At 60.5% G+C, this 26,491-nt stretch carries 25 protein-coding genes and 5 tRNA genes; 15 read left to right on the forward strand and 15 right to left on the reverse strand.

What is annotated here, in order from left to right:
• Window positions 1-94 precede the first annotated feature (94 nt).
• From LG409_RS03395 to ccoN, 9 genes are all read right to left on the reverse strand, one after another.
• Complete coding sequence (locus LG409_RS03395) at window positions 95-793, reverse strand: sulfite exporter TauE/SafE family protein (protein WP_227407619.1); 699 nt, start codon at window positions 791-793, stop codon at window positions 95-97.
• Entirely contained in the window at window positions 790-1,008 is a 219-nt protein-coding gene (ccoS, locus tag LG409_RS03400; RefSeq protein WP_039181529.1) for a cbb3-type cytochrome oxidase assembly protein CcoS, read from the reverse strand. Before ccoS ends, LG409_RS03395 begins: the two co-directional genes overlap by 4 nt.
• Complete coding sequence (locus LG409_RS03405; RefSeq protein WP_227407620.1) at window positions 1,005-3,458, reverse strand: heavy metal translocating P-type ATPase; 2,454 nt, start codon at window positions 3,456-3,458, stop codon at window positions 1,005-1,007. Before LG409_RS03405 ends, ccoS begins: the two co-directional genes overlap by 4 nt.
• Window positions 3,455-3,976: a FixH family protein gene (locus tag LG409_RS03410; protein ID WP_039181522.1), complete on the reverse strand. Its 522-nt coding sequence runs from the start codon at window positions 3,974-3,976 to the stop codon at window positions 3,455-3,457. The genes LG409_RS03405 and LG409_RS03410 overlap by 4 nt, the downstream gene beginning before the upstream one ends.
• 6 nt (window positions 3,977-3,982) lie before the next feature.
• The gene (gene ccoG / locus LG409_RS03415; RefSeq protein ID WP_227407621.1) at window positions 3,983-5,419 is read right to left on the reverse strand and encodes a cytochrome c oxidase accessory protein CcoG; all 1,437 of its coding nucleotides are present in this window, start codon (window positions 5,417-5,419) and stop codon (window positions 3,983-3,985) included.
• 223 nt (window positions 5,420-5,642) lie between these two features.
• On the reverse strand, window positions 5,643-6,572 hold the full coding sequence (gene ccoP, locus LG409_RS03420) for a cytochrome-c oxidase, cbb3-type subunit III (protein ID WP_039181516.1): 930 nt from the start codon (window positions 6,570-6,572) through the stop codon (window positions 5,643-5,645).
• Window positions 6,569-6,793 (reverse strand): CcoQ/FixQ family Cbb3-type cytochrome c oxidase assembly chaperone, encoded by a 225-nt coding sequence (locus LG409_RS03425; protein ID WP_039181513.1) that lies wholly within the window; start codon window positions 6,791-6,793, stop codon window positions 6,569-6,571. The genes ccoP and LG409_RS03425 overlap by 4 nt, the downstream gene beginning before the upstream one ends.
• A 3-nt stretch (window positions 6,794-6,796) precedes the next feature.
• The gene (gene ccoO, locus LG409_RS03430; protein ID WP_016916188.1) at window positions 6,797-7,405 is read right to left on the reverse strand and encodes a cytochrome-c oxidase, cbb3-type subunit II; all 609 of its coding nucleotides are present in this window, start codon (window positions 7,403-7,405) and stop codon (window positions 6,797-6,799) included.
• Between the two features lie 19 nt (window positions 7,406-7,424).
• Window positions 7,425-8,849: a cytochrome-c oxidase, cbb3-type subunit I gene (ccoN, locus tag LG409_RS03435; protein ID WP_039181509.1), complete on the reverse strand. Its 1,425-nt coding sequence runs from the start codon at window positions 8,847-8,849 to the stop codon at window positions 7,425-7,427.
• 177 nt (window positions 8,850-9,026) lie between these two features.
• Between ccoN and LG409_RS03440 the strand changes: the two genes are divergently transcribed.
• From LG409_RS03440 to LG409_RS03465, 6 genes are all read left to right on the forward strand, one after another.
• Window positions 9,027-9,782, forward strand: a complete 756-nt coding sequence (locus tag LG409_RS03440) for an alpha/beta fold hydrolase (RefSeq protein ID WP_144979579.1) — start codon at window positions 9,027-9,029, stop codon at window positions 9,780-9,782.
• 70 nt (window positions 9,783-9,852) lie between these two features.
• Window positions 9,853-9,928: transfer RNA gene (locus LG409_RS03445), tRNA-Val, on the forward strand.
• Window positions 9,929-9,973: 45 nt separating this feature from the next.
• Window positions 9,974-10,050 (forward strand) — tRNA-Asp (locus LG409_RS03450).
• 36 nt (window positions 10,051-10,086) lie between these two features.
• Window positions 10,087-10,163: transfer RNA gene (locus tag LG409_RS03455), tRNA-Asp, on the forward strand.
• Window positions 10,164-10,210: 47 nt separating this feature from the next.
• Window positions 10,211-10,286 (forward strand) — tRNA-Val (locus tag LG409_RS03460).
• A gap of 71 nt (window positions 10,287-10,357) precedes the next feature.
• Window positions 10,358-10,434: transfer RNA gene (locus LG409_RS03465), tRNA-Asp, on the forward strand.
• Window positions 10,435-10,613: 179 nt separating this feature from the next.
• On the opposite strand, the gene LG409_RS03470 is transcribed toward LG409_RS03465, so the two are convergent.
• From LG409_RS03470 to glcD, 4 genes are all read right to left on the reverse strand, one after another.
• Entirely contained in the window at window positions 10,614-11,015 is a 402-nt protein-coding gene (locus LG409_RS03470) for a heme-binding protein (RefSeq protein WP_039175367.1), read from the reverse strand.
• 81 nt (window positions 11,016-11,096) lie between these two features.
• Window positions 11,097-12,329 carry a glycolate oxidase subunit GlcF gene (gene glcF / locus LG409_RS03475; protein ID WP_039175370.1) on the reverse strand — a complete coding sequence of 411 codons (1,233 nt, stop codon included), beginning with the start codon at window positions 12,327-12,329 and terminating at the stop codon, window positions 11,097-11,099.
• A 14-nt stretch (window positions 12,330-12,343) separates the two neighbouring features.
• Entirely contained in the window at window positions 12,344-13,441 is a 1,098-nt protein-coding gene (glcE, locus tag LG409_RS03480) for a glycolate oxidase subunit GlcE (RefSeq protein WP_193461043.1), read from the reverse strand.
• Between the two features lie 17 nt (window positions 13,442-13,458).
• Window positions 13,459-14,958 (reverse strand): glycolate oxidase subunit GlcD, encoded by a 1,500-nt coding sequence (gene glcD, locus LG409_RS03485; RefSeq protein ID WP_039175374.1) that lies wholly within the window; start codon window positions 14,956-14,958, stop codon window positions 13,459-13,461.
• Window positions 14,959-15,170: 212 nt separating this feature from the next.
• Between glcD and glcC the strand changes: the two genes are divergently transcribed.
• Window positions 15,171-15,947 carry a transcriptional regulator GlcC gene (gene glcC / locus LG409_RS03490; RefSeq protein ID WP_084123720.1) on the forward strand — a complete coding sequence of 259 codons (777 nt, stop codon included), beginning with the start codon at window positions 15,171-15,173 and terminating at the stop codon, window positions 15,945-15,947.
• A 13-nt stretch (window positions 15,948-15,960) separates the two neighbouring features.
• Here the strand turns inward: glcC and LG409_RS03495 are convergent, their stop codons facing one another.
• Window positions 15,961-16,641, reverse strand: coding sequence for a GntR family transcriptional regulator (locus LG409_RS03495; RefSeq protein WP_039175376.1), 681 nt, complete (start codon window positions 16,639-16,641; stop codon window positions 15,961-15,963).
• A gap of 233 nt (window positions 16,642-16,874) precedes the next feature.
• Here LG409_RS03495 and LG409_RS03500 point away from each other — a divergent pair, with 233 nt between their 5' ends.
• The 8 genes from LG409_RS03500 (at window position 16,875) to LG409_RS03535 (ending at window position 24,952) form a co-directional block, all read left to right on the forward strand.
• Entirely contained in the window at window positions 16,875-17,348 is a 474-nt protein-coding gene (locus LG409_RS03500) for a GlcG/HbpS family heme-binding protein (protein WP_227407622.1), read from the forward strand.
• Window positions 17,349-17,550: 202 nt separating this feature from the next.
• Window positions 17,551-18,528, forward strand: coding sequence for a TRAP transporter substrate-binding protein (locus LG409_RS03505; protein ID WP_039175380.1), 978 nt, complete (start codon window positions 17,551-17,553; stop codon window positions 18,526-18,528).
• Between the two features lie 66 nt (window positions 18,529-18,594).
• On the forward strand, window positions 18,595-19,155 hold the full coding sequence (locus LG409_RS03510; protein WP_039175383.1) for a TRAP transporter small permease: 561 nt from the start codon (window positions 18,595-18,597) through the stop codon (window positions 19,153-19,155).
• 9 nt (window positions 19,156-19,164) lie between these two features.
• Window positions 19,165-20,448: a TRAP transporter large permease gene (locus LG409_RS03515; protein ID WP_039175385.1), complete on the forward strand. Its 1,284-nt coding sequence runs from the start codon at window positions 19,165-19,167 to the stop codon at window positions 20,446-20,448.
• A gap of 10 nt (window positions 20,449-20,458) precedes the next feature.
• Window positions 20,459-21,265, forward strand: a complete 807-nt coding sequence (locus LG409_RS03520) for an enoyl-CoA hydratase (RefSeq protein ID WP_039175386.1) — start codon at window positions 20,459-20,461, stop codon at window positions 21,263-21,265.
• A 52-nt stretch (window positions 21,266-21,317) separates the two neighbouring features.
• Entirely contained in the window at window positions 21,318-22,505 is a 1,188-nt protein-coding gene (locus LG409_RS03525) for a CaiB/BaiF CoA transferase family protein (protein ID WP_227407623.1), read from the forward strand.
• A gap of 106 nt (window positions 22,506-22,611) precedes the next feature.
• Window positions 22,612-23,835: a pyridoxal-phosphate-dependent aminotransferase family protein gene (locus LG409_RS03530; RefSeq protein ID WP_096921441.1), complete on the forward strand. Its 1,224-nt coding sequence runs from the start codon at window positions 22,612-22,614 to the stop codon at window positions 23,833-23,835.
• A gap of 16 nt (window positions 23,836-23,851) precedes the next feature.
• Window positions 23,852-24,952, forward strand: a complete 1,101-nt coding sequence (locus tag LG409_RS03535; protein ID WP_227407624.1) for an FAD-binding oxidoreductase — start codon at window positions 23,852-23,854, stop codon at window positions 24,950-24,952.
• Window positions 24,953-25,101: 149 nt separating this feature from the next.
• Here LG409_RS03535 and LG409_RS03540 read toward each other — a convergent pair whose 3' ends face one another.
• Complete coding sequence (locus tag LG409_RS03540; protein ID WP_016913619.1) at window positions 25,102-26,457, reverse strand: IS1182 family transposase; 1,356 nt, start codon at window positions 26,455-26,457, stop codon at window positions 25,102-25,104.
• Window positions 26,458-26,491 lie beyond the last annotated feature (34 nt).

Raw genomic sequence — 26,491 nt, forward strand, 5'->3', positions numbered from 1 at the left:
GTAACAGGGCAAAGTAGCCAGGTGGTGGGCCACCGGCCGACATATGCCTGCATGCTAAGGCATCGAAGCGGGCAAAGCGTTGAGCTATATCAAGCTATGAGTGATGCGCCGTCGGCAGCAGCGACCACAGTTGCCACAGGGCAAAGCCGATGATGGTCAAGGCAGCCACGGTACGCGTGGCGGGGTGGCGAATGAGGTGGCCCATCTGGCGAGCCGCCAGGCCGGTGGCCAGCAGCGTGGGCAGGGTGCCCAGTCCGAAGGCACCCATCAGCAACGCGCCTTGCAGCGGGTCGGCCGTGGCCAGGCTCCAGGCCAGCATGGAGTACACCAGCCCACAGGGTAGCCAGCCCCAGATGGCGCCCAGGGCGAAGGCCTGGGGCAGGTGCACGACAGGCATCAACCGTCGGCCCAGGGGGTCGAGATAGCGCCACAGGTAGCGTCCGGCGGCCTCGACCCGGAGCAGTCCTTTCCACCAGTTGGCGATGTACAGCGCCATCAGAATCAGCATGACCGCCGCTACCACCTGCAGGCCCACTCGGGCGGCCGGGGAGAGCGAGACCAGCGTGCCCAGCGCGGCCACCAGCGCACCGGCCACCATGTAGCTGAGAATACGCCCCAGGTTGTAGCTCATCAGCAGCCCGCCCAGGCGAGCAGGGTGGCGCATGCTGGGCGGCACGGCGAAGGTGAGGGCGCTCATGATGCCACCGCACATGCCGATGCAGTGCGCTCCGCCCATGAGGCCAAATACCCAGGCCGCCAGCAGCGGCGGCAGGTCCAGCCCGGTCGGGTTCATGGCGGGGGCTCTTGGTCGCGCGGCGGCTTGGCCCTGTTTTTTCGCTCGGCGCGCTGTTCGGGAGTCAGGTCGTTTTCGTCGTCATCGAACAGGATGCGGTGGGCAGGGCCTTCCAGGTCTTCGAACTGGTCGTGCTTCACCGCCCAGAAGAAGGCCCAGACCGCGAGGCCGAGCAGGATCAGCGATAGCGGAATCAACAGGTACAGAATGCTCATGCAGTCACCGGTGTGGCGGGGGCGATGCTGGGGGTTGGAGCACTGCGCCAACGCGATAGACGCAAGGCGTTGCCCACCACCACCAGCGAGCTCAGCGACATGCCGATGGCGGCCAGCCAGGGCGGAATGAGCCCCATGGCGGCCAGCGGCAAGGCCGAGAAGTTGTAGCACACCGACCAGATCATGTTTTGCCGCATGATGCGGCGGGTGGCCTGGGCAATATCCACGGCATCGTGGATGCGCATCAGGCGCGGGCTCATCAGCACCGCATCGGCGCGGGTACGCGCCAGGTCGGTGGCACCGTTCATGGCAATCGCGACATCGGCCCCGGCCAGCACGGGCACATCGTTGATGCCATCACCAATCATCACCACCCGTTCGCCCTGGGCCTGCAGCGCGCGCAGCCGGTTCAGCTTGTCCTCGGGGGACTGGCCCGCGTGCCAGGTCTCGATATTGAGCTGATCGGCCAGGCTTTCCACGGCTTCCCGGGTATCCCCGGAGAGCAGCTCCACCGCCAGACCGCGTGCTTGCAGGGCCGCCACGGTTTGCGCGGCGTCTTCCCGAATGCCGTCATGCAGCTTGAACCAGGCGCGCGGCTGGTGATCTTCGCTCAGCAGCAGCCACTGCCCGCTGCCCGGCACCGCGATGCTTTGCTGGCTGGCGAAGTCGGGCTTGCCCAACCGCCAGACGGCACCATCGAGGGTGCCCTCGAGGCCGCTACCGGTATGGCTCTTCACATGTCGGGCCTGAAGCGTGGCATCGCGAAAGGGGCGGAAGGCGCGGGCGATAGGATGCTCGGAGTGGGCTTCCAGCGCGGCGGCAATGGCGCGTAGATGCTCGCTATCGTGATGTCCCAGCGGTTGGGTCTGGGTGAGCTGCATTTCACCGCGGGTCAGCGTGCCGGTCTTGTCGAAGATGACGCGGGTAACGTTGGACAGCGACTCGATGGCATCGGCGCGGGTAATCAGCACGCCCCGCTGGCGCAGCTGGCCGTGGCCGGCGGTCAGCGCCGTGGGCGTGGCCAGAGCCAGTGCACAGGGGCAGGTGACCACCAGTACCGACAGCATGATCCAGAGCACTCTCGACGGGTCGATGATCCACCAGGTGATGGTGACACAGGCCGTCACCAGCAGTAGCCGAAGGACGAACAGGTGGGCCATGCGGGCGGCCATTTGCGCCAGGCGGGGGCGGCTGGCAAAGGCGCGATCGGTCAGGTCGACGATGCCTGCTACCCGAGCCGTATTGCCGGGGTGGGTGACGCGCATGGTCAGCGGATTTTCCATGTTCTGGCTGCCGCCCACCACGCTATCGCCGATACGCCGGGTCACCGGCAAGTACTCGCCGGTCAGCATGGATTCGTCGAGGCTGGATTCGCCCTCTTCGATCACGCCATCGGCAGGGACGCCGTGGCCCGGCTTGATCAATACGCGGTCGCCTACCGTCAGTTCGCTGGCAGGCAGAATACGCTCACTGCCATCCGCCTCCAGACGAATGGCCGAGACCGGCAGTACGCCGCTCAGCGCATTGCCGCTGTGGCCGCTACGGCGCCGCGCGCGGCCTTCCACGTAGCGGCCAAACAGCAGAAAGAAGGTGAACATGGCCACGGAGTCGAAATACACCTCGCCGACATCGAACAGTACCGCGTAGCTGCTGGCCAGGTAAGCGCCGCCAATGGCCAGCGAGACCGGCACGTCCATGCCCAGCACGCCGCTTTTCAGGTCGCGCAGGGCATTGCGGAAAAAGGGCTGTGCCGAAAACAGCACCACTGGCGTTGCCAGCGCAAACGAAAGCCAGTGGAACAGGGCATAGAAGTCGGCGCTCAGCTCCCCTGGGTCCGACACATAGATCGGTATCGAGAACATCATCACCTGCATCATGCCCACGGCGGCTACGATCAGACGGCGCACGTTCATGCGCTCTTCGTGTTGCAGGCGTGCCTGGGCCTGGTCGGGCTCGTAGGGTTGGGCGTCGTAGCCAATGCTGGCCAGCTCGGCAAACAGCTGGGAGAGCTTGATACGTGTCGGGTCCCAGCATACGCGCAGGCGGTGGTGCGACAGGTTGACTGCGCTGGAGCTGACGCCTTCCAGGGCGTTCAGGCGGTGTTCGATGAGCCAGGCGCAGGCGGCGCAGGTAATCCCCTCTACGGCCAGGGTGGCCCGCAGGTGGCCTTCATCCCCTTCCGGGTGGGTGAACTGGGCCTGCAGCGCGGGGTCGTCGAACACCGACCAGGTCTCTGATTTGCTGGCCTGACGCTCGTCGGGGCGCTCCGGTAGCTCGGTACGGTAGCGATAGTAGCTCTCCAGGCCACCTTCCACGATGGCGTGGGCGACCGCTTCGCAGCCGGGGCAGCAAAGCGGCTGGGGCGCTTCGTCGATGATGATCTTCCATGGTGCCCCATCAGGCACCGCGCTGCCGCAGTGGTAACAGCTGGCTAGAGATGCAGTACTCATTCGCTCTGCGTGCGGCCTCCGGGTAGAAGGGCGACACTCTCTTCATTGGGGAAGCGCGCCTCACCGATCAGCCGCCAGTCGGCTTCGGTTTGCTGGGGCTGCAGCTGAATGTACCAGCGGTAGCGCAGGTTGTCGGGGCCTTGGGTGATGTAGCGGCCTTCGCGCACGTGTTGCAGCACGAACTCCTGATCGCGGTCATCCTGAGTCGGGAAGATCAGCGTCAGATAGAGGGTCTCCGGGCGGTCGTCGCCGGTCAGGTCCAGCACGATATCGCTGGTGAGCGGGTCGATGCGCAGCTCTGCGGAAAGCCCCAGCTCATTGGCACGCTCCTGCTTGGCCAGCACCATGTTGATGGCCTTGCCGTGTTCGTAGTAGTCCTCCTGGACCACCATGCCGTCGGCAGTCTTGATCGACAGGACCGCAAAAGTGATGCTGACCACGATGGACGAGGAGAGCAGTGCCAGCAGGAACCATGGCCAGAACTGCTTGTACCAGGGCTGAATCGGGGTGTCGGACATGAGGACTTATCTCCTAACGTCGCCCAGGAAGCGCGTTTCACGCTCCGAGCGAATGGTGTCGTCTTGCTGAGACTGCAAGATGAAAGTGATCGGTTGGCTGGGCTGTTGCAGCTCAGTCGGGTCGGCCAGGACGGTCACGATCTGGGTGCGTGTCTCACCGGCAGGCACTTCTATCGACGTGCGGTCCAGGGTGAGTGTCTCGAGCCCGGTCGCGCTCAGTTGATAGGTATGGGCCGTATTGTCCAGATTACGAATCGTCAGGTTATAGACGTTGCTGACCTGACCCTCTCGCGTGATCTGGTAAAGCTGTGTGCGCTCTCGCTCTGCCTCAAAGCCCAGCGGCATGCGCTCATTCACCGCCCAGGCGAACGTGGCGATCATGACCAGCAGCGCTGCCAGATAGCCCAGCAGGCGGGGGCGCAGTACATGACTCTTCTTGCCTTCGAGCGCATTTTCCGTGGTATAGCGAACCAGCCCGCGCGGGTAGCCCATGCGATCCATGACGCTATCGCAGGCATCGATACAGGCGGCGCAGGTGATGCATTCGTACTGAAGGCCGTCGCGAATATCGATCCCCGTGGGGCACACCTGCACGCACAGCTCGCAGTCGATACAGTCACCGTATCCTGCCGCCTGAGCCTGGGAATGGGTGAGGGTTTTCTTGCGGCTGCCGCGCGGTTCTCCCCGGGTGGCGTCGTAAGAAACGATCAGCGTATCACGGTCGAACATGACCGACTGAAAGCGAGCGTAGGGGCACATGTAGATGCACACCTGCTCACGCAACCAGCCCGCATTCAGGTAAGTGAACACCAGGAAGAAGCCGACCCAGAAGTAGGACCAGCCGTGGGCCTCCAGTGTGGGCAGTTCGACCACCAGTGAACGAATGGGCGTGAAATAGCCCACGAAGGTCACGCCGGTGGCCAGAGCGATCAGCAGCCAGGCGCTGTGCTTGGCGGTCTTGCGCCACGCCTTGCTGGCGTCCATGGCCTGTTTGTCCAGCTTGATGCGCTGATGGCGGCTGCCTTCGATACGGTGTTCCAGCCAGATGAACAGGAAGGTCCAGACGCTCTGCGGGCAGGTATAGCCGCACCAGACACGACCAGCAAACACCGTAATGAAAAATAGCCCAAAGGCACAGATGATCAATAGCCACGAGAGCAGCACGAACTCTTGTGGGTAGAAAGTCGCCGCAAAGATATGAAACTCACGCCCCGGCAGGTCGAACCATACGGCCGGTCGCTCTCCCCAGTTCAACCAGGGAAGCAGAAAGAAGGCCATCATCAGCGCCCAGTTGGCGCTGCGCCGAACCTTTTGGAACAGACCTTTGATTTCACGCACGTAGATATGCCGCCGCTTGGCGTACATCTCTTGGGTCTCGTTCTGGCCAGGCGTGTGGTGCCCAACGGTTGGCGGCGTAATATCGTGGCTAGGTATTTTTTCCATGGCGGTGATCGCAGCTCAGTGAGGCAGACGTGGGCGGCAGCCGAAGGGTGGTCGCTGGCGTAGTAGCGTTATGCCGTGTCGCTAAACCTGTGTCGATAAACCTGTTTCGATAAACAATAGTGTAACGGATCGCCGAGCGGCTGAGCGGTTGCTGGATGTAGAAAGGGTGCGGTATGAAACCGCACCCTTGGTGCACACTGGCGTCAAACGCCTGACAACGAGATCAGTCGCGGAAGCGCAGGCTGTACACGTAAGCGGCCACCAGGTGGACGCGCTCTTCACCGATGTACGCCGCCTGGGCAGGCATGTGGCCGTTACGGCCGTTGCGCAGCGTTTGGCGTACAGAGTCGGCAACGCTCTGCCCTGGTGCCTGATACAGCCAGATATCGTTGGTCAGGTTGGGGGCGCCGAGTGCCGTGTTGCCGGTGCCGCTAGGCGTGTGACAGGCGGCACAGGCGGCCAGGAAGGTGCTTTCACCGCTGGCAGCGCGCTCCTCGTCGTGCTCCAGGTTGGAGAGCGACAGCACGTACTGGGTCAGGTTCTCGATGTTGTTCTCACCGAGCTGCTGCCAGGAGGGCATCAGACCATTCCGACCGTTGTTCAAGGTGGTCAGAATGTTCTCGGGTTCGCCGCCGTACAGCCAGTCGTCATCGGTCAGGTTCGGGAAGCCGTAGCCGCCCTGGGCGTTGGAGCCGTGGCACACCGCGCAGTTGTTCAGGTAAATGCGCTCGGCCACCTGCATGGCCTCGGCATCACGCGCCAGTTCGGGAATCGGCACTTCCTGGTACTGAGCAAAGATCGGTGTGAAGCGCTCGTTGGCCTGCGCCACTTCTTCTTCCCACTGACTTTCCTGAGACCAGCCCAGCACGCCCGCGTAGTTGCCCAGACCTGGGTACAGCACCAGATAGCCCAGCGCAAAGACCACGGTCAGGATGAAGAGCTTGAACCACCACTGGGGCAGGGGGTTATCGTACTCTTCGATGCCATCGGCGGCGTGGCCAGTGGTCTCTACATTACCATCAGCATCCGGGGTCTTGTCGGTGCGGCGGTTGGAGATCAGGATCCAAACGCTCAGCGCAATCGTGCCCAGAGTGATGACGATGATCCAGGCGCTCCAGAAGCTGGATAGGGAGTCACCCCATAAGTTATTCATCTATTCTTATCTCCCCTGTCGTGGCGGGAATCCGCTTCGCCCTCTGGCGAAGCATGCTTGTCACGGGTCGGTTGCTTATCGTTTTCATCGTCGGCAAAGGGCAGGTTGGCCGCTTCATCGAAGTCGGGTTTGCGCCGCTTGGAGTAGGCCCAGAAGAAGATGCCTACGAAAGCGACAATGAGAATGAACGTGATAAGTCCGCGGAAAGTTCCCGTATCCATAACTTAACGAGTGCCCTCGAGCACGGTTCCTAACTGTTGCAGATAGGCCACCAGCGCAGTGATTTCCTGCTGGCCGCGTACTTCGGCGGTGGCGTTGGCGATATCTTCATCGGTGTAGGGAACGCCCAGCTGACGCAGTACACGCATCTTGCGCGGTGTCGCTTCGCCATCCAGGGTGCGCTCGAACAGCCAGGGGTAAGCCGGCATGATGGACTCGGGCACGACATCGCGCGGGTTGTACATGTGGGCGCGGTGCCAGTCATCGCTGTAGCGGCCGCCTACGCGCGCCAGGTCTGGCCCCGTACGCTTGGACCCCCACAGGAAGTTGTGCTCGTACACCTGCTCACCAGCCACGTTGTAGTGGCCGTAGCGCTCGGTTTCCGCACGGAACGGGCGAATCATCTGGGAGTGGCAGCCCACACAGCCTTCGCGGCGGTAGATGTCCCGGCCTTCGAGCTCCAGTGCACTCAGCGGGCGCAGCCCCTCCACGGGCTCCGTCGTATCCTTTTGAAAGAACAGTGGCACGACTTCGGCCAAGCCGCCGAAGCTGATCGCAACCAGGATCAAGACGGCGAGTAGGCCAACGTTCTTTTCGACAATCTCATGTTTCATTGGTCTGAACTTCCCCGGTTTAAGCGGCTTGTGGTGCCGAGTAGCTGATGGCTTCACGACGCTTGACGGTCATGTACACGTTGAACGCCATGATCAGCATGCCGACTACCCAGAACAGGCCGCCTATCAGACGAACGAAGTAGCCTGGGCCACTGGCTTCGACAGACTCAACGAAGGTATACATCAGCGTGCCGTCGGCGTTGATGGCGCGCCACATCAGGCCTTGCATGATGCCATTGACCCACATCGCTGCGATGTACAGTACGGTACCGATGGTGGCCAGCCAGAAGTGCACGGCGATCAGGCTGACGGAGTACATTTCGGTGCGGCCGAAGACCCGCGGAATCAGGTGGTACATGGAGCCGATGGTGATCATCGCTACCCAGCCCAGGGCACCAGAGTGCACGTGGCCGATGGTCCAGTCGGTGTAGTGAGACAGCGCGTTGACGGTCTTGATGGCCATCATCGGGCCTTCGAAGGTCGACATGCCGTAGAACGACAGAGCCACGACCAGAAAGCGCAGGGTCGGGTCGGTGCGCAGCTTATGCCAGGCGCCCGACAGGGTCATCATGCCGTTGATCATGCCGCCCCAGGAAGGTGCCAGCAGGATGATCGACATGATCATGCCCAGCGACTGCGCCCAGTTGGGCAGTGCGGTGTAATGCAGGTGGTGCGGGCCTGCCCACATGTAGATCATGATCAGCGCCCAGAAGTGGACGATGGACAGACGGTAGGAGTAGATCGGACGCTCGGCCTGTTTGGGTACGAAGTAGTACATCATGCCCAAAAAGCCTGCCGTCAGGAAGAAGCCCACCGCGTTGTGGCCGTACCACCACTGCACCATGGCATCCACGGCACCGGCATAGATCGAGGTGGAGTACATCATGGTGACAGGAATGGCGGCGTTGTTGACGATGTGCAGCACGGCCACGGTCAGGATGAACGCAGCAAAGAACCAGTTGGCCACATAGATGTGGGACGTGGCGCGCTTCTTGATCGTCATCAGGAACACGATGGCGTAGCTGATCCAGACAACGGCAATCAGGATGTTGATTGGCCATTCCAGCTCTGCGTACTCTTTCGTGGTGGTATACCCCAATGGCAGGCTGACCACGGCAGAAAGGATGACCGCCTGCCAACCCCAGAAGGTGAACGCGGCGAGCTTGTCAGAGAACAGACGTGTCTGACAGGTACGCTGAACGACGTAATACGACGTCGCGAACAGCGCTGAGCCACCGAAGGCAAAGATGACGGCGTTAGTGTGTAACGGACGAAGACGCCCGAAGCTAGTCCAAGGTAAGCCGAGGTTCAGTTGCGGCCAAACCAGCTGGGAGGCGAGGATGACGCCAATCGTCATGCCCACGATGCCCCACACAACGGTCATGATCGCGAACTGCCGAACTACCTTGTAATTGTAGGTCGGGTGTTCCAGTGCTGTGCTCATTTCATGTTCCCATCGAACGCGGTTAGGGGGTAACCCGTAGCATTGTGCATTAGCATTTTGCCTGGGTGCGGCCACCCGCTTGATGATGCAGGTCAAGATCCGGCCTAGATTCTATCGCAGCCGAGGCTTAAGCTGAACACGCCAATGGATGTAACGCTGAATTAGCAGGAGTCGACGTTGTCCTATTACGCTGGCCTGGGGTTCGAGCCGCTTGCGCCACAGGCACTGTTCAAGGGTATTGCCAGCCCCGCTGTTCAGCGCTTTTACGTGGAAGGATATGGGCCGGTGAGTGTTTCCGGCATGCCCCGGCAGGGGCGCTTGCTGCTGCTGCACGGTGCGGGAGCAGGGCACCTGAGCGATTTTATGCGGCAATTTGCCGCGACGCTGGCGGCGCATGACATACAGGTATGGGCTATCGATTTGCCCTACATGCAGCAGATGCACGAGCAGGGCAAGCGTCGCCCGCCACCACCCGTGCTGAAAAGTGTGGCCTGTGTCGCTGACTGGTACTCCCTGATCGAGCCGTTGGGCCCACTTCCTTTATGGGTGGGGGGCAAGTCCATGGGCGGGCGCCTGGCGTCGTTATTTGCCAGTGAGCGGACGTGCCCAGGCGTGATCGCCGTGGGGTATCCGTTCCATCCTCCTAAAAAGCCGGACGTGCTGCGAACGGAGCACTTTGCGTCGTTGTCCTGCCCGACGTTGATCATCCAGGGCGAGCGAGATCCTTTTGGCACCCGTGCTGAGGTAGAGAGCTACCGACTACCGAGGCGCGTGCAGGTGGAATGGCTTGCCGATGGGGACCATGATTTCAAGCCACGGAAATTATCCGGCCTGAATCAAAAGGTTTTGATTGACGAGGCTGCCCGGATTGCGGCATCCTTCGTCCGCGCTCAAGGAGCGGAAGTCGGTGATACGTGCAGCACACTGGTTTAAATGCAGAATTTAAACGCTTCGTGTTGACATTTGAACAGGCTTCTGTAGAATGCAGCGCCACGTGACCAGCGGGTGGTTAGCTCAGTTGGGAGAGCACCAGCCTTACAAGCTGGGGGTCACTGGTTCGAACCCAGTACCACCCACCATTGACATGGTGCCCTGGAAACGTAAGCAGCAAGTGATGCATTTGTGGACCGGTAGTTCAGTCGGTTAGAATGCCGGCCTGTCACGCCGGAGGTCGCGAGTTCGAGTCTCGTCCGGTCCGCCATCATCGCTCAATGTTGCACATCAGTTATCGTAATTCGGACCGGTAGTTCAGTCGGTTAGAATGCCGGCCTGTCACGCCGGAGGTCGCGAGTTCGAGTCTCGTCCGGTCCGCCACGATAACTTGAAGCAGTCGATTGATCAGCCAATGGCTGTCAATGATCGGGTGGTTAGCTCAGTTGGGAGAGCACCAGCCTTACAAGCTGGGGGTCACTGGTTCGAACCCAGTACCACCCACCATTCAAGTAGCGCGCATAGCGACTGAACCGCTTTGATGACGCCCTTGCAATGGTCTTGAAGTGTCTTAACGTGGACCGGTAGTTCAGTCGGTTAGAATGCCGGCCTGTCACGCCGGAGGTCGCGAGTTCGAGTCTCGTCCGGTCCGCCATTAAGCACTTATCGGTATGCATGTGCATGCAAGCACGTCGATAAAACCGAACACATTCCAAAAGCCCGGATCTTCGATCCGGGCTTTTTTGTCGTTTCTATTTCCAGATGCCATTTCCAGATGCCTATGTTCAGGCGCGCATGACGCCGTTTGTCACGGCGTCATGCGGTGCTCAGTGGTCAGGCGATAGCGCTGACACCGGCTTTGGCGATCTGGACATCCTGGTCCGGCTTGACGCCAGAAATCCCCACGGCACCCACGACCTGGCCATCCACGATGATCGGTACGCCGCCGGACAGCAGCCCCTGCAACGGTGCCGAGACAAACGCCGTACGGCCACCGTTGATCATCTCCTCGAAGATTTGCGTCTCTTTGCGGCCGAGCGCTGCGCTGCGCGCTTTTTGGGTCGCTACTTCGGCGCTGAACGGGGCGGCGCCATCCAGCCGGCGCAGGGCCAGCAGGTGGCCGCCATCGTCGGTGACGGCAATGGTCACGGGCCAGCTGTTGTTGTCGGCTTCTTGCTGTGCGGCGTCCAGTACTTGAATGACGTCGGCTTGGCCCAGAACGGCTTTGGTTTGCATCAAAGTATCCTTCTTATCATGGGGGGTGAGGCGCGGCGCCTGACGGGCAAGGCGTGATGCCAGGGGCCGCGAGTATCGAGGTTATACCAGGGCAGCGTCGACGACTTCTACCCAGTGGCGGACTGGCGTGCGATTGGCACTGGCCAGATGCGTCTGACAGCCGATATTGGCGGTCACGATCACTTCGGGGTTGCCTGCTTCCAGAGCATTGAGTTTGTTGTCGCGCAGCTGGGTGGCGAGCTCCGGCTGCGTCACCGAGTAGGTGCCTGCCGAACCGCAGCACAGGTGGGCATCCTTGACCGGGGCCAGCGTAAAGCCGAGTTTGCCCAGCACGCTTTCCACCGCGCCGTTGAGCTTCTGGGCATGCTGCAACGTACAGGGGCAGTGGAATGCCAGACGCTGATGCTCCTTGAGCTGCAGGGCCTCCAAAGGCTCGTCGCGCAGAATCTCGACGATATCCTTGGCCAGTGCGCTGACACGCTGGGCCTTTGCCGCGTAGGCAGGGTCGTCCTTGAGCATGTCGGCATACTCTTTGACGAAGGCGCCGCAGCCGCTGGCGGTTTGCACGATGGCTTCGGCCCCTTGCTCGATTTGCGGCCACCAGGCGTCGATATTGGCGCGCATGCGCTGGCGACCGGCTTCCTGTGCATTGAGGTGGAAGTCGATGGCACCGCAGCACCCCGCTTCACTGATCGGTGTGACGCTGATGCCCAGGCGGTCGAGCAAGCGAGCCGTCGCCGCATTGGTGTTGGGCGAGAGACCAGGCTGCACACAGCCTTCCAGGATCAATACCTTGCGCGTATGGCGCTGGCTGTCGGGGCGTTGGCCTGCATCCACCGGAGCGGGCGGCATTTTGCTGCGCAGCTTGCCAGGCACCAGCGGTTTGAAGGTTTGCCCCAGACTCAGCAGCGCCTTGAAGCGCTTGGGGTCCACCAGCATTTTACGCAGGGCGTAGCGTTGGGCGCGTTCGGCGGCCGAGCGGGGCACGCGGCGCTCGATCTCGGCGCGTCCTATATCCAGCAGCTTGTGATACTCGACGCCCGAGGGGCAGGTGGTTTCACAGTTGCGGCAGGTCAGGCAGCGGTCGAGGTGCAGGCGAGTCTCTTCGGTGACCTGGTCATCGTCATCGCGGCTCTCCAGCAGCTCTTTCATCAGGTAGATACGCCCGCGTGGCCCGTCTCGCTCATCGCCCAGCAGCTGGTAAGTGGGGCAGGTGGCGTTACAAAAGCCGCAGTGTACGCAGGTGCGCAGAATGCGCTCGGCTTCCTGAATATGCGGTTTCTGGCGGTCGGCATCGGTAAAGTGCGTCTGCATGTCAGCTCTCCTGATTAAAATGCCGCATAAAGACGACCAGGATTGAAAATGCCGTAGGCATCCAGTTCGGTCTTCAGGTTGCGATGATACTTTTCCACGACTGAATTCAGTGGCGTGAACGGTGACTCCGCACCGCCCTGATGATGCGGGGTGTAGCAGGTGGCGTGGCCGCCTGCCTGCTGGCAGGCATCGCGCAGGGTTTGCGCGGGCAGTGGGGTTTTCACCCAGCGCTGGCTGCCGCCCCAGTCGTAGAAGATATCGCTTTCATCGACGGCCAGTGCCAACGGCGGTGTATGGGGTGGTAGCGACAGGCGCCACAGAGCTTGGCCCTCGGCCAGGTTGAAAAAGGCGTGCTGCAGGTCGCGTAGCTGCTGCCAGAAGTCTGCCGAGAGGGCGTCGCCGCCCAGCCGCTCTTTGGTCGCCTTGACCGAGCTTTCGCCGCCTTCCAGGCGAATGAACAGCTCGCCCGCGTGCCAGGCCGCGGCGGTGATCGGCAGCGGCTGGCGGCCCAGCTCGGAGAGCTTCGCCAGGGCGTCTTCCAGACCCATGGAGAGGCGCAGGCTATGGCTGGCGGTGGGAATCGGCAGCACCTTGAAAGAGATATCGGCCAGTACGCCCAGCGTGCCCTGGGCGCCGGTCATCATGCGGGAGAGATCGTAGCCCGCCACGTTCTTCATGACTTCGCCGCCAAAGCGCAGCAGTTTGCCTTCCTGGGTGATCACCCGGGTGCCCAGCACGAAATCCCTGGCAGCCCCGGCCCAGGGGCGACGGGGGCCGGACATGCCGGTGGCGACAGCACCGCCAATGGTGCTGGCTTCGCCAAAGATCGGTGGCTCGAAAGGCAGCATCTGATGCTTCTCGGCAAGTGCTGCGTTCAGCGCGTCAAGCCGTGTGCCGGCCCGCACGGTCACCACCAGCTCCACGGGGTCGTAGGAGACGATGCCGCGATGGGCCGCGACATTGAGCTCCGCGCCTTCTACCGGGCGGCCATAGAAAGCCCGAGTGTTTCCCGCCACGATGCGTAGCGGGGTGCGCTCGGCGTAGGCGCTGCGCACCTGTTCGCACAGTTCAGCGGCGATATCCTGGTCAGCGTGTATCGCTAGTTCGGTCATGGTCGGTCCTTGTGGCATCAGAAGCGTGGCAGCTCCGGATGCGGTAACTCGTTGTTATGTACATGCATGGCGCCAAATTCGGCGCAGCGCGCCAGGGTCGGAATGTTCTTCCCCGGGTTGAGCAGCCGTTGCGGGTCGAAGGCCGCTTTCAGAGCGTGAAAGACCGTCAGTTCGTCGGGCTGAAACTGGCTGCACATCTGATTGATCTTCTCGCGCCCTACGCCGTGCTCGCCGGTAATCGAGCCTCCTGCGGCAACGCACAGCTCCAGAATCTTGCCACCGACGTCTTCCGCCAGGGCCAGCTCACCCTCTTTGTTGGCATCGAACAGAATCAGCGGGTGCATATTGCCATCGCCCGCGTGAAACACGTTGGCCACAGCCAGGCCACTCTCCTCGGAAAGCGCGGCAATGCCCTTGAGTACCCGGGGCAGCTCGCGGCGGGGAATGGTGCCATCCATGCAGTAGTAGTCCGGTGACATGCGGCCTACCGCCGGGAAGGCGTTCTTGCGCCCGGCCCAGAATTTGGCGCGCTCGGCTTCGTCCCGGGCCTGTTGAATATGGGTGGCCCCGGCCGTTTCCAGTACGCGGCGAACGGTCTCGCAGTCGTCGTCCACGTCTGCTTCGACGCCGTCCAGCTCGCAGAGCAGAATGGCTTCGGCATCCACTGGGTAGCCCGCCTTGATGAAGTCTTCTGCGGCCTGAATGGCGAGCTTGTCCATCATTTCCAGGCCACCGGGAATGATCCCTGCGGCAATGATGTCACCCACTGCGCGGCCTGCCTTTTCGATATCGTCGAAGCTGGCCATGAGGACCTTGGCGGTTTCCGGCTTGGGCAACAGTTTGACGGTAATCTCCGTGACCACCCCCAGCATGCCTTCGGAGCCATTCATCAGCGCGAGCAGATCAAAGCCTGGCGCATCCAGCGCTTCGGAGCCCAGCGTCATGTGCTCGCCTTCGATGGTCAGTACGTCCACGCGCAGCACGTTGTGCACGGTCAGGCCATACTTGAGGCAGTGCACGCCACCGGCGTTTTCGGCGACGTTACCGCCAATGGAGCAGGCAATCTGGGAAGACGGGTCGGGCGCGTAATACAGGCCATAGGGCGCCGCCGCCTCGGAAATCGCCAGGTTGCGAACGCCGGGTTGTACCCTGGCCAGACGGGCATCGGGGTCGACGCTGATGATCTGATTGAAGCGCGACATGACCAGCAGCACGCCTTGTTCCAGGGGCAGGGCGCCGCCGGAAAGCCCGGTGCCTGCGCCGCGGGTCACCACCGGTACGCCCAGGGCGTGACAGCGCTTGAGCAGGCCTTCCACCTGGGCCAGCGTTTCCGGCAGGGCGACCAGCATGGGCAGCACCCGATAAGCCGCCAGACCATCGCATTCGAATGGGCGCAGGTCTTCTTCGCGGTGCAGCAGGGTCAAGGTAGGCACAGCGCTTTGCAGGTCGCTGAGCACCTCGGCTTTATCACGGTGGACGAGCTCGCCATCGAGGCGCTCGTCGAACAGGATATTCATCGCGACATCCTTCATTTTTATCGTTGAACAGAGCAGCAGGTCGCCGCCGCTTGACGCCAATCTGAGCTTTTTTCAGGCGCCTGTCCAGCCTGTGGTGCAGTGGTCTGACCAGTAATTGGTCGATAGTCGCAAGGTTCATGGCATACTCACCCCAGGCAGCTACTTGGTCTTACCGCCAGGAGGCGTTGTGGCTCAAGCAGAGAGGAGGGCAAGTGGTACTCAACAACGATGACATCGCCATGGGCAAACGCACGCCCGAGCACGTGGCGGCCAAGCTGGAAGAGCTGATTCTCGAGGGAGTCTTTCGACCGGGGCAACTGCTGCCTTCCGAGCGGCGGCTATGTGAGCGTCTGGGCGTTTCTCGTGCCTCCCTGCGTGAGGGGCTGAGGATCTTGCGCAGCAAGGGCATCATCAACACTCGCCAGGGCCATGGTTCCACCGTGGCGTCCCTGTTGCCGAGCCAACACCAGAGCCCGCTGATGCATCTGTTCCGCGACCATCCGCGGACGCTGTTCGACCTGCTGGAAGTGCGCGCGCTGCTGGAAGGCGAGTCTGCCTATCTGGCGGCTCGGCGTGGCACGTCCATGGACCGCGTGCTGATCACGCGCCGCTATCGTGAGATGGCCGAATACGCTGCTCAGACGGATACCCTGGAAGTCGAGCAGTTGGCGCGGCTGGACCACGCGTTTCATCTGGCCATCTCCCAGGCCTCCCACAACCCCGTACTGGTGCATACGCTGCAAGGGTTGACCGATCTGCTGCTCAGCTCGGTCTTTGCATCGGTCAAGCACCTCTACCACCGGCCCGGGCCCAGAGAAATGATCAATCAGCAGCACGCACGCCTGCATGACTCGGTAGTCAGCGGCCACGCCGAGCAGGCGCGGCAGATTGCGCTGGAGCACCTCACCAGCATCAGTGAACTGCTGAGAGAGCTGGAGGCGGAGCACGATCGCCTGGAGCGCTCCGCCATGCGTCTGGAACAGTGGTAGTGAAGGGTGCGGGTTAGCAGTTGGCTACGTTGAGGCTGTCATCCTCGATGACCCCCGCCAGGGTGGCGACTTCGAGCTTGTTGCACAGGTGATCGCGCAGAATCTGCCCTAGCCGGGGGCTATCGCGTGCTTCGAGCGCTTCGATCATGTTTTCGTGGTCCTGTACGGCCTGGCGCCAGAACTTCTGAGTCATCTTCTTGGAGTAGCGGACCCGTTTCACCCGCTGGCTGAGATTGCTGTACATCTCCTGGAGCACTTCATTGCGCGACGCTGCCAGGATGCTTTCGTGTATCTGCTGATTGACGATGAAATAGCTCGCCAGATCGCGTTGATGGTAGTGCTCCAGCATGGTGTCGTGCAGTTTGCGCACCGCTTTGATTTCGGCATCGCTGATATGTTGGCAGGCGAGTTCACCTGACAGCCCTTCCAGAGCCGCCATCAGGTCGTAGGTATCCTTGACCTTTTTGAACGTCAAGCGCACGACACGCGCGCCACGGTTGGGCAGCAGTTCGATCAACCCTTCGGTGGCCAATACTTTCAGGGCCTCCCGCAGGGGCGTGCGCGATACGCCGAACCGTTCGCACAGCTGTTTCTCTGAAATACGCTCACCAGGCGCAAGCTCGCCATGTTCGATCAGCTCGCCGATGCGATCAGCGACTTCGCGATAGAGGTTTCGCTGCAGGATTTTAGTCATGGTGCTGTCCCTTTTGGTAAGCCCGCCTGTTGCTCCCCAAGCGGTTGGTCGTGCGGCGCGTCATGCCAAGCCCAGTAGGGGTTTACAGGCAGTAACGCTTTACAGACATAGTGACGCTTCTTTGTATGATCTGCAAAAGTAATTATGAATGCAGTTTGCTGTCTGGGCTATTCTCAAAAAGCCGTCGCAGCAGGGCGGCGATCCATCATTCAATAATAAACAGGAGCTGAGCCATGGCGGGAAGTGTATTTACGTGCAGCGTGCAGCTTGGACGAGAGCAGGCAAGGCGCATCGTGGACGGTGCCATACAGCAGGCGCGGGGGGCTGAACTCACGCCACTGACCATCGTGGTAGTGGATGCGGGAGGGCATGTGGTATGTGCCGAGCGCGAGGATGGATGCGCGCCATTGCGCTTTCCTGTCGCCCAGGGCAAGGCATACGCAGCAATCGGCATGGGAATCTCGAGTGGCATCATCGGCGAACGAAACAGCGAGCGGCCCGCCTTTTTGGGCAGTGTGGCGGCGGCCTCTGGGGGGCACTTCGTGCCGGTTGCCGGCGGGGTACCGATTCTGGATGTCCAGCAACGTGTGGTGGGGGCCGTGGGGGTGAGCGGTGCTTCTTCTGATGAAGACCAGCAGGCAGCCATTGCCGGTATCGAGGCGGCGGGTTTGCACTGGGGGTTGGCGCCAGGAGGGGAGCCGCGCTGAAAAATGCGCAACGTTCGTACGAGCAATGCCTGTCAGGCGCTGCTTTTTTTTGCCCGTCATCGCCATAAATGCCTGCTTATTCAGAGCATTGAAATTTCGCAAATTGGCTCGATACGAAAGTTTAATACCTAATTTTGAATTTTGAATTCAAATTGAGTGGGTGAAGACTCAATAACAACAACGGTTCACTTGGAGCACTCCCATGAAATTCATCAAAACAGCTTTTTTGGCAACGGCCGTGACCCTGGGGCTGAGCGCCTCGCTGGCGCATGCCAACGTCGAGGTACGCCTTGGGCATGTAGGCGGGCCAGGATCCCTGTTCGAAATCACGGCCAACCGCTTTGCGGAGCTGGCCAATGAACGCCTCGACGGTATTGCGGAAGTGAACGTCTACGGCAACAGCCAGCTAGGCAGCGACGAATCCATGATGCGTCGCCTGCGCCTGGGGTCACTGGATCTCTCCATTCCCTCGACGGTCATGAGTTCGGAGTCAGAGCAGTTTGCGCTGTTCGAAATGCCTTACCTGATCGAAGACCGCGAGCACATGAAGCGAGTGCGCGACGAGGTAGTACGTGGCCCCCTGTATGAGGCAGCCGAAGCGCGTGGCTTCAGAATCATTGGCGTGTGGGAAAACGGTTTCCGCCAAATCACCAATAACGTTCGCCCCATTACCGTGCCCGAGGATCTACGCGGTATCAAACTGAGAACGCCCAGCGGTGTGTGGCGGATAGAGATGTTCCGCAGCTATGGGGCTGCGCCTTCCCCGATGTCCCTCTCCGAGGTGTTCGTCGCCCTTCAGACGGGTGCGATGGATGGCCAGGAGAATCCCCTGATTCAAACCTTCTCCTCTCGCTTTCATGAAGTTCAGGACTATTTGTCCATCTCCAATCACGTCTATACCCCTGCCTACCTGACGGCTGGCGCAAGCTGGAATCGGCTGCCGGAAGAAGTACGCACGGTCTTGCAAGAAGTCGCGCTGGAAATGGAAGACTTTGCCTTGGAAGAGGGCCAGCGCCTCGATGACGAGACCTTGGTGCGCATGCGTGATGCCGGTATGGAAGTCAATGACGTGGACTTCGATGCTTTCGTTGAGGCCTCTCAATCCATCTACAACAAGTTCGCAAGCGATGTTGCCGGTGGTCAGGAAATGCTGGACTCCGTTGCCGCCCTGCGCGAGTAACGTCGCCACCATTTCTTGGAGGCGGCTGCCCTTGTCGGCGGACGCCTCTACCAACAGGAGGTTTCAATGAGCACTTATACCAAGTTCAAGAACGCCTACTTTGCGTTTCTTGAAGGCATCGTGGTGGTGCTGGTGATTGCGTTGGCCGGGGTCGTCACGATTGGCTTCGTTTCTCGTTACCTGGGTTCTCCGCTGAGCTGGTACGACGAGCTGGCGGCCGTACTGCTGGCATGGGTGACCTATTACGGGGCTGCCCTGGCGGCTGCCAAAGGGGCGCATATCACTTGCCCCAGCGTGCTGAACATGTGCCCTCCGGCGGTACGGGTGCCCGTTGCCCTGCTGGCCGAAGCCATCACGATTGGTTTCTTCGTCTTTCTAGGGTTGGCGAGCTACCAGGTCATGATGATTCTGGAAGGCATGAACATGGTGAGCCTGCCGTCCATTTCCATGCAGGTGACCCAGTCCGCCATTCCCATCGCTTCTGTCCTGTTCATTATCGCCGAGCTGCTGCGGCTGCCCGATATTTTGAAAAGTGCCCGAGGCAAAGGCTTTGTGGACCATGAGCTTGAAGAGGTCGGCATCGATGCCGATGAGGTCGAAGCCGTCAGCACACAGCAGCGGGGATAAGTAACCATCATGATCATTCTCTATATCTTCATTGCTCTGATCGCGCTGATCTTGATCAATGTGCCAGTGGCGGTCGCTCTGGCGTTGGTAGGGACGATAGCCACCTTCATCACCTACGGCAGCATGGCGATGCCGACGGTGGGTATGACGATGTTCGAGGGGGCAACCAACTTTCCGTTGATCGCCATCCCGCTGTTCATTCTGGCAGGTGCCATCATGAACGCCTCCAGCATCTCGCGACGCTTGATCGATCTGGCCATGGCCATGGTGGGGTTCATCAAGGGTGGCCTGTCGATGGTGACCATCGGTGCGTCGGTGTTCTTTGCCGAAATTTCCGGGTCATCGGTGGCGGGCGTGTCGGCGATTGGCAGTATCTTGATTCCTGCCATGCGCAAGAAGGGGTACTCCAAAGAGTTTGCCGCCTCGATTTCCTCTTCGGCGGCCAGTCTGGCAATTATCCTTCCGCCTTCCATACCCATGATTCTGTACGCGGTCATGTCGGGGGAGTCGGTCGTTCAGATGTTCGTGGCCGGTATCTTTCCTGGCCTGCTGGGGGCGATGGGCTTGGCGGCCATGTGCTACTACCTGGCGCGTAAGTACAACTTCCCCTCTGAAGGTCGTTTCCGGGTGTCGCAACTCTGGAAGGCACTGAAAGAGGCCGTTTGGGCGCTGTTGATTCCGGTCATCATTCTGGGTGGGATTTTCGGCGGCTTCGTGACGGCGACGGAAGGCGCTGCGCTGGCAGTGTGTGTCGCCATCTTCATCAGTGCGGTGATCTATCGCGAGTTTACCCTCAAGAACTTCATCGACTCGTGCAAAAGCGCTGGTGTGCAAACTGCCGTCGTCATGCTGCTCGTGGCGGCGTCTGCGGTGGTGGGCGGGTATCTGACCGAAACCCGTATTCCTCAGGCCATTGCTTTGCAAATCAGCGACCTGACCAGCAACAAGTATGTGATCCTGGCACTGCTGAACATCATCTTCCTGATTCTCGGTGTGTTCCTGCACTCGGCAGCCGCCATCATTCTGGTCGTACCTATCGTGCTGCCGCTGGTACTGGAAGTGGGTATCGACCCGCTGCACTTCGGCCTGATCGTCACGCTGAACCTGGCCATCGGACAGCAGACCCCGCCGGTTGCCAGCGTATTGATTGCGTCCTGCTCCATTGCGAAATCAGACATCTGGGCAACGTCCAAAACCAATCTCTGGTTCATTGCCGTGCTGTTCACGATTTTGATGATCAATACCTACATTCCTGCCTTTGCCTTGGCATTGGTCAACTTCATCTACGGATAAGGGGTGCTCCATGACACAGCAACTACAAGCACCCACCACCGATAGTTTGCGCTGCGAAGTGAAAGACGGTGTGGCCTGGTTAGGGTTCAACCGTCCGCAAAGCCGCAATGCCATGACGTGGGAAATGTACAACGCCTTGGAGTACTACTGCGACACGTTAGCCGACGATACCGATATCCACGCCCTGGTGCTTCACGGTGTCGGCGGAGAAGCCTTCGTGGCGGGGACCGACATCACCCAGTTTGCACATTTTGCCGAAGCTGAGGATGCCATTGGCTACGAGCGGCGCATCGACCGTGTGGTGGGCAAGCTGGAAACCTTTCCGAAACCCACGCTGGCGCTGATCGAAGGGGCCTGTGTAGGCGGCGGCGCGGCGTTGGCGCTGGTATGTGATTTTCGATATGCCACCGACACGCTGAAATTTGGGGTGCCTATTGCCAAGACGCTGGGCAATACGCTCTCCATTACCAACGTGTCTCGGCTGGTGGATATGGTCGGTATCCCGCGCACGAAAGAAGTGTTGATGATGGCGAAACTGGTGACGGCAGAAGAAGCGCTGGGCGCGGGTTTGGTCAATCAGCTGTTCGATGGGGCGGACATCTACGCCGAAGTCGCCACCATTGCCGCCGAATTTGCCAAACGTGCACCGCTGACCCTGCAGGCCAGCAAGGCGCTGATCAATCGCGTGCAGGCCCAGCGGCGGCTCCCGCCCGATGCCAGCGACGATTGGGTGGCCACTTGCTACCTGAGCCAGGATTTCTCGGCAGCGGTGAACAAATTCGTCAATAAAACGCCTTTTGAGTGGCGCGGCCAGTAAGGCTGCCGCTCTGCTCAGTAGATGCCTATCACAGGCTTGAGGAGGAAAGCGCATGCTTCCTTTACAAGATATAAAAGTCCTCGATGTGTCACAGATCATGGCTGGTCCTTACTGCACCATGGTGCTGGCGGATATGGGTGCCGAGGTCATCAAGGTAGAGAAACTCAATGGCGGCGATGACAGCCGTCAGATGGGGCCATATGTGAACGGCGAGTCGACCTGCTTTTCGCAAATCAACCGCAACAAGAAAAGCATTTCACTCAACCTGAAAGACGAGCGTGCCCGCCAGATCTTTTATCGACTGGCAGCCGATGCGGATGTCATCGTCGAGAACTATCGGCCGGGGGTCACCCAGTCACTGTCGATCGACTACGACACCATCAAAGCCATCAATCCAGGTATCGTTTACTGCTCCATTTCGGGGTATGGCCAGACCGGGCCCTACAGCCACAAAGGCGGGTTCGATCTGGTGGCCCAGGGGATGACGGGGCTGATGTCGATGACCGGCGAAGCCGGGCGGCGCCCCTTGAAGACCGGCATCGCGGTCTACGACATTGGCGGTGGCATCACGGCGGTCTATTCGATTTTGGCCGCCCACATCCACAAGATGAAGACGGGGGAAGGGCAGCATATCGATATCGCCATTACCGAATGCGGGTTGCCCTGGTTTACCTGGGAAGCGGCAGCTTACTTCTCTGAAGGCACGGTGCCTGGCCCTACTGGCTGGCGCCATCGGGTGTCTGCGCCTTATCAGGCGGTGAAGGCCGTGGATGGTTATTTGATGCTGGGCTGCGCCAATCAACGGACCTGGGAGCGGTTTTGCGGCGATGTATTGAAACGGCCCGCGCTGATGGAAGACCCCCGCTTTCTGACCAACCATGATCGTGGCCAGCATGTGGATGAACTGGAGGCGCTGCTCGAAGAGCTGATGGCCCACCAGACCGTCGATGAGTGGCTGGCGCTGTGTGATACCGCCGGCGTACCGGCAGGGCCTATCAATGATTTCGCCCAGGCCATGCAGGATGAGCACTATCTGGCCCGTGGCATGGTGGAGGAGATGGATCATCCGGTGATCGGCAAAATGAAAACCATCGGTTTTCCCAGCAAGTTCTCACGTACGCCTGCCCAGATCCGTTCTGCAGCGCCGCTCTTTGCTCAACATACCGATGAGGTGCTCGAGCAATTGGGCATGTCGGATGAAGAGCGCGACACGCTGCGTGCCGAAGGGTGCATAAAGTAGTTTTTTAAAAACATGGTTTGAATTCATTATCCAATTTAGTGCCGTGCTGTTTCGCGATAACCGCATCACAACAACCGCATTACAACAACAAAGAGGAAGCGACATCATGTTGAAGCTCGATTTTCACCCCTCCGGTCGTCATTTTCTGCAGATTCCTGGCCCATCGCCGGTGCCAGACCGCATTCTGCGCGCCATGAGTCTGCCAACGATCGATCACCGTGGGCCGGAGTTTGGCGCGCTGGGCCGTGAGCTGTTGGCCAAGACCAAGCAGGTGTTCAAGACCGAACACCCGGTAGTGATCTACCCCGCCTCTGGCACGGGCGCCTGGGAAGCCGCGTTGGCCAATACCATGTCGCCTGGCGACCGGGTGCTGATGTTCGAAACGGGCCACTTTGCCACGCTATGGCACAAGATGGCGCTGCGCCTGGATCTGACGCCGGAATTCATTGGCCTGCCGGGGTATGAAGGCTGGCGCCAAGGCGTGCAAGCCCAGATGATCAAAGAGCGGCTAAAAGACGACCCTGAGCACGAGATCAAAGCGGTCTGTGTGGTACACAACGAAACCTCCACGGGGGTCACCAGTGACATTGCGGCGGTTCGTCGAGCCATCGATGAGGCCAATCACCCGGCCTTGTTGATTGTGGATACCATTTCCGGGTTGGCCAGTGCCGATTACCGCCACGATGAGTGGGGCGTGGATGTCACGGTGTCCGGCTCACAGAAGGGCCTGATGCTGCCGCCGGGCATTAGTTTCAATGCGCTCTCACCCAAGGCGATCGAGGTGAGCAGGCAGGCCAAGCTGCCCAAGAGTTTCTGGGCCTGGGATGAAATTCTGGAAGCCAACCAGAACGGCTATTGGCCCTATACCCCCAGCACCAACTTGCTGTACGGCCTTAATGAAGCACTCGACATGCTGCTGGATGAGGGTATGCCACAGGTACTGGCCCGCCACCAGCGCTGGGCGGCAGGGGTGCGTGCGGCGGTACAAGCGTGGGGCTTGGAGATTCAGTGCCAGGACCCCGCGCTGTACTCCCCGGTACTCACAGGGGTGGTGATGCCGGAAGGCGTGGATGCGGATGCCGTGCGCAAGATCATCTATGAGCGTTTTGACCTGTCGCTGGGAATGGGCCTTGGCAAGGCGAAAGGCAAGATGTTCCGTATCGGGCACCTGGGGGATTGCAACGACCTGACCCTGATTGCCACGCTGGGCGGCTGCGAAGCGGGCATGAAGCTGGCAGGCGTTTCACTGCGCGGCAGCGGTGTCTTGGCAGCGTTGGAGTACTTCGCAGCGAACCCGTTGCAAGCTTCAAGCGACCATCAGGCGCGTTAAAAAGGGGAGGAGTGTCATGACGTCACTGACCAGCCAACATGCGCCAAGAGATGCCAAGATCAAGCCGATCAGCGGTCTGGCTGAACGGCTTTCACGAGAGCTCGCAGGCGATGTCTTATTTGATCAGGCGACTCGGGGGCGTTATGCCACTGACGCATCCATTTATCAGATAACCCCCGTTGGCGTGGTGATCCCACGCCATCAGGAAGATTTGAAAATTGCCCTGGACATTGCCCGTGATGCCCACGTACCGGTGTTGGCACGTGGGGCAGGCACCAGCCAGTGTGGTCAAACCGTTGGTGAGGCATTGGTTCTCGATACCACGCGCTGGCTGAACCAAGTGGTGGAGTTCGACCCCGACGCACGCACCGTGGTGGTGGAGCCAGGCATGGTGCTGGATCATCTCAATGCTTGGCTCAAGCCCCACGGGCTGTGGTATCCGGTGGATGTATCCACCAGTGCCCAATGCACCATTGGCGGAATGGCAGGCAATAATTCCTGCGGGTCGCGCTCTATTTACTACGGCAACATGGTGCACAACGTCGAGGGCATCGAAGCCACCCTGGCCGATGGATGCGACGTGAATTTCAGCTTTGTGGATGGCTTTGCCGAGGGCTCACGGGAGCAGCAACTCGCCCAGCAGGTAAAAGCCATTGCCGAGCGGGTCGGCCATGATATTCGCGACCACTTTCCCAAAGTGCTGCGTCGCGTGGGGGGCTATAACCTCGACCTGTTCGACTGCCAAAACCCTATCCCTTATGACCCGAATGGGCGGGCGAATTTGGCGCACTTGCTCATCGGCTCTGAAGGGACGCTCGGGGTAAGCCGCCGTATCAAGCTGAAGCTGTCGCCGCTCCCCGAACAAAAAGTGCTGGGGGTCGTCAACTTCCCCACGTTCTACCAAGCCATGGATTTTACTCAGCATATCGTCAAGCTGGGGCCGATGGCGGTCGAACTCGTCGACCGCACGATGATCGAGCTCTCGCTTGAGAATCCGGCGTTCAGGCCGGTGATCGAAAAAGCGCTGATCGGCAAGCCGGAAGCCATTTTGCTCGTGGAGTTTGCCGGGCAAGACCGAGATGCCCAGCTTGAAGCGCTAGCAGTCTGTCGGACTTGAGGTTAATGGATGAGCTGAGGCGTGGGTTCTTCACCCCCCCCTGTGTTGGTGTTGGTGTTGGTGCTGTTGTGTGGCTCTTAACCTGCCCCTCAGCTTCTGCAAGGCGGTTCTGACGCCTTGCCTGCTGGCCGGTTGGGCGCGGCGAGCCCTCAGCCCGCCGTCAACCGGTGCATCCGCTTGATATTCCACGCCATGGTGGCCAATCGCCACTCGCCGCTGACCTTATCCAGTCCGCGTAGCGAGAACTGCCGGAACCCCATCACGTGTTTGATGATCCCGAAGACCGGCTCCACGGTATGTTTGCGCAATGCGTAGAGCGCTCGGCCCGCCTGCGTCTTCAAGCGGTGTGCCATCTGTTCGACGGGGTCCTCGCTCTCCGGGGCAGGCGGATCCGCGGCGAAACGTTCAAAGACCGGAAGGTGATGGACGTCTCGCTTCATCGCCAACAGCGGTTCGATACCATGGTCATGGCAGGCCTGGATATTGCTGGCACTGAAGTAGCCGGTATCACCCAGCAGGTGGTCAGGTTTTCCCAGCGTTTCCGGGTAACCTTGCCAGGCCGTCAGTAGCGGCATGACTTGCTGCTTGTCATTGGTCGCCTGCGTGACGTGGACATGGGTCACCAGCAGACTCTCGGTATCAACCGCGGCTTGGGCGTTGTAGCACTGATCAAACCCCTTGCCGGTGACCGGCATGATGCGCGACTGCGGGTCGGTGAAATTGATCTGATCCTTGTCACGCGGGCCACCAGTGGGCGGTTCGGGGTCACGCCCACGGGGCTTCTTGCCGGCCTTGCGCTGCGCCTCCCGCCGCGCCACCTTTTCCTGATAGGCGGCTTGCTCGGTGGCGTCCCGCTCCTCGGCGCGCGCCTCGATCTTGGCCTTCGCCTCAGCGATGGCCGCCAGGCGGGCTTCACGGCGGGCAATCTCGGCGGGGATATCCATGCCGTCGGCCGCGTCCTCCTTGTCCGCCGACTCGGCCCGCTCGGTCAGCGCTTTCACCTCTGCCCTGAACTGTGCCTCCAGCTTCTTGGCATGGCCATACGACAACGCCTTGTGCTTGCTGGCGTTGGCCTTGAGCTTGGTGCCGTCCAGGGCGATGGTGCCAAGCTTGAGCAGCTTCATCTCGCGGGCCAGCAGCAGCACCTGTACGAACAACTGTTCCAGTTCCGGCAGAAAGCGGCGGCGAAAGGTGGCCAGCGTGTCATGGTCGGGATGGGTATTGGCGGCCAGGTAGCGGAACGCCACCGAGTCATAGGTGGCACGCTCGATCTTGCGGCTGGAGACCACCCCGGTGGCGTAGCCGTAGATCAGCAGGCTCAGTAGCACCGCCGGGTGATGTGCCTTGGAACCCCGCCCCATGTAACGCCGGGTCAACGTCGAGAGGTCCAGTTGTTCGACAACATCGACAACGAACCGCGCCAGGTGACCATCGGGCAACCACTCGTCTACCGAAGGCGGCAGCAGGTAATCGGTCTGGCGATCCACAGGGATGAAGCGGCTCATGGCGATCTTCTCAGCTCGGCGATGACGGTGGTCA

Source organism: Halomonas sp. NyZ770 (genome assembly GCF_020616575.1).
GTDB classification, from domain to species: Bacteria; Pseudomonadota; Gammaproteobacteria; order Pseudomonadales; family Halomonadaceae; genus Vreelandella; species Vreelandella hamiltonii.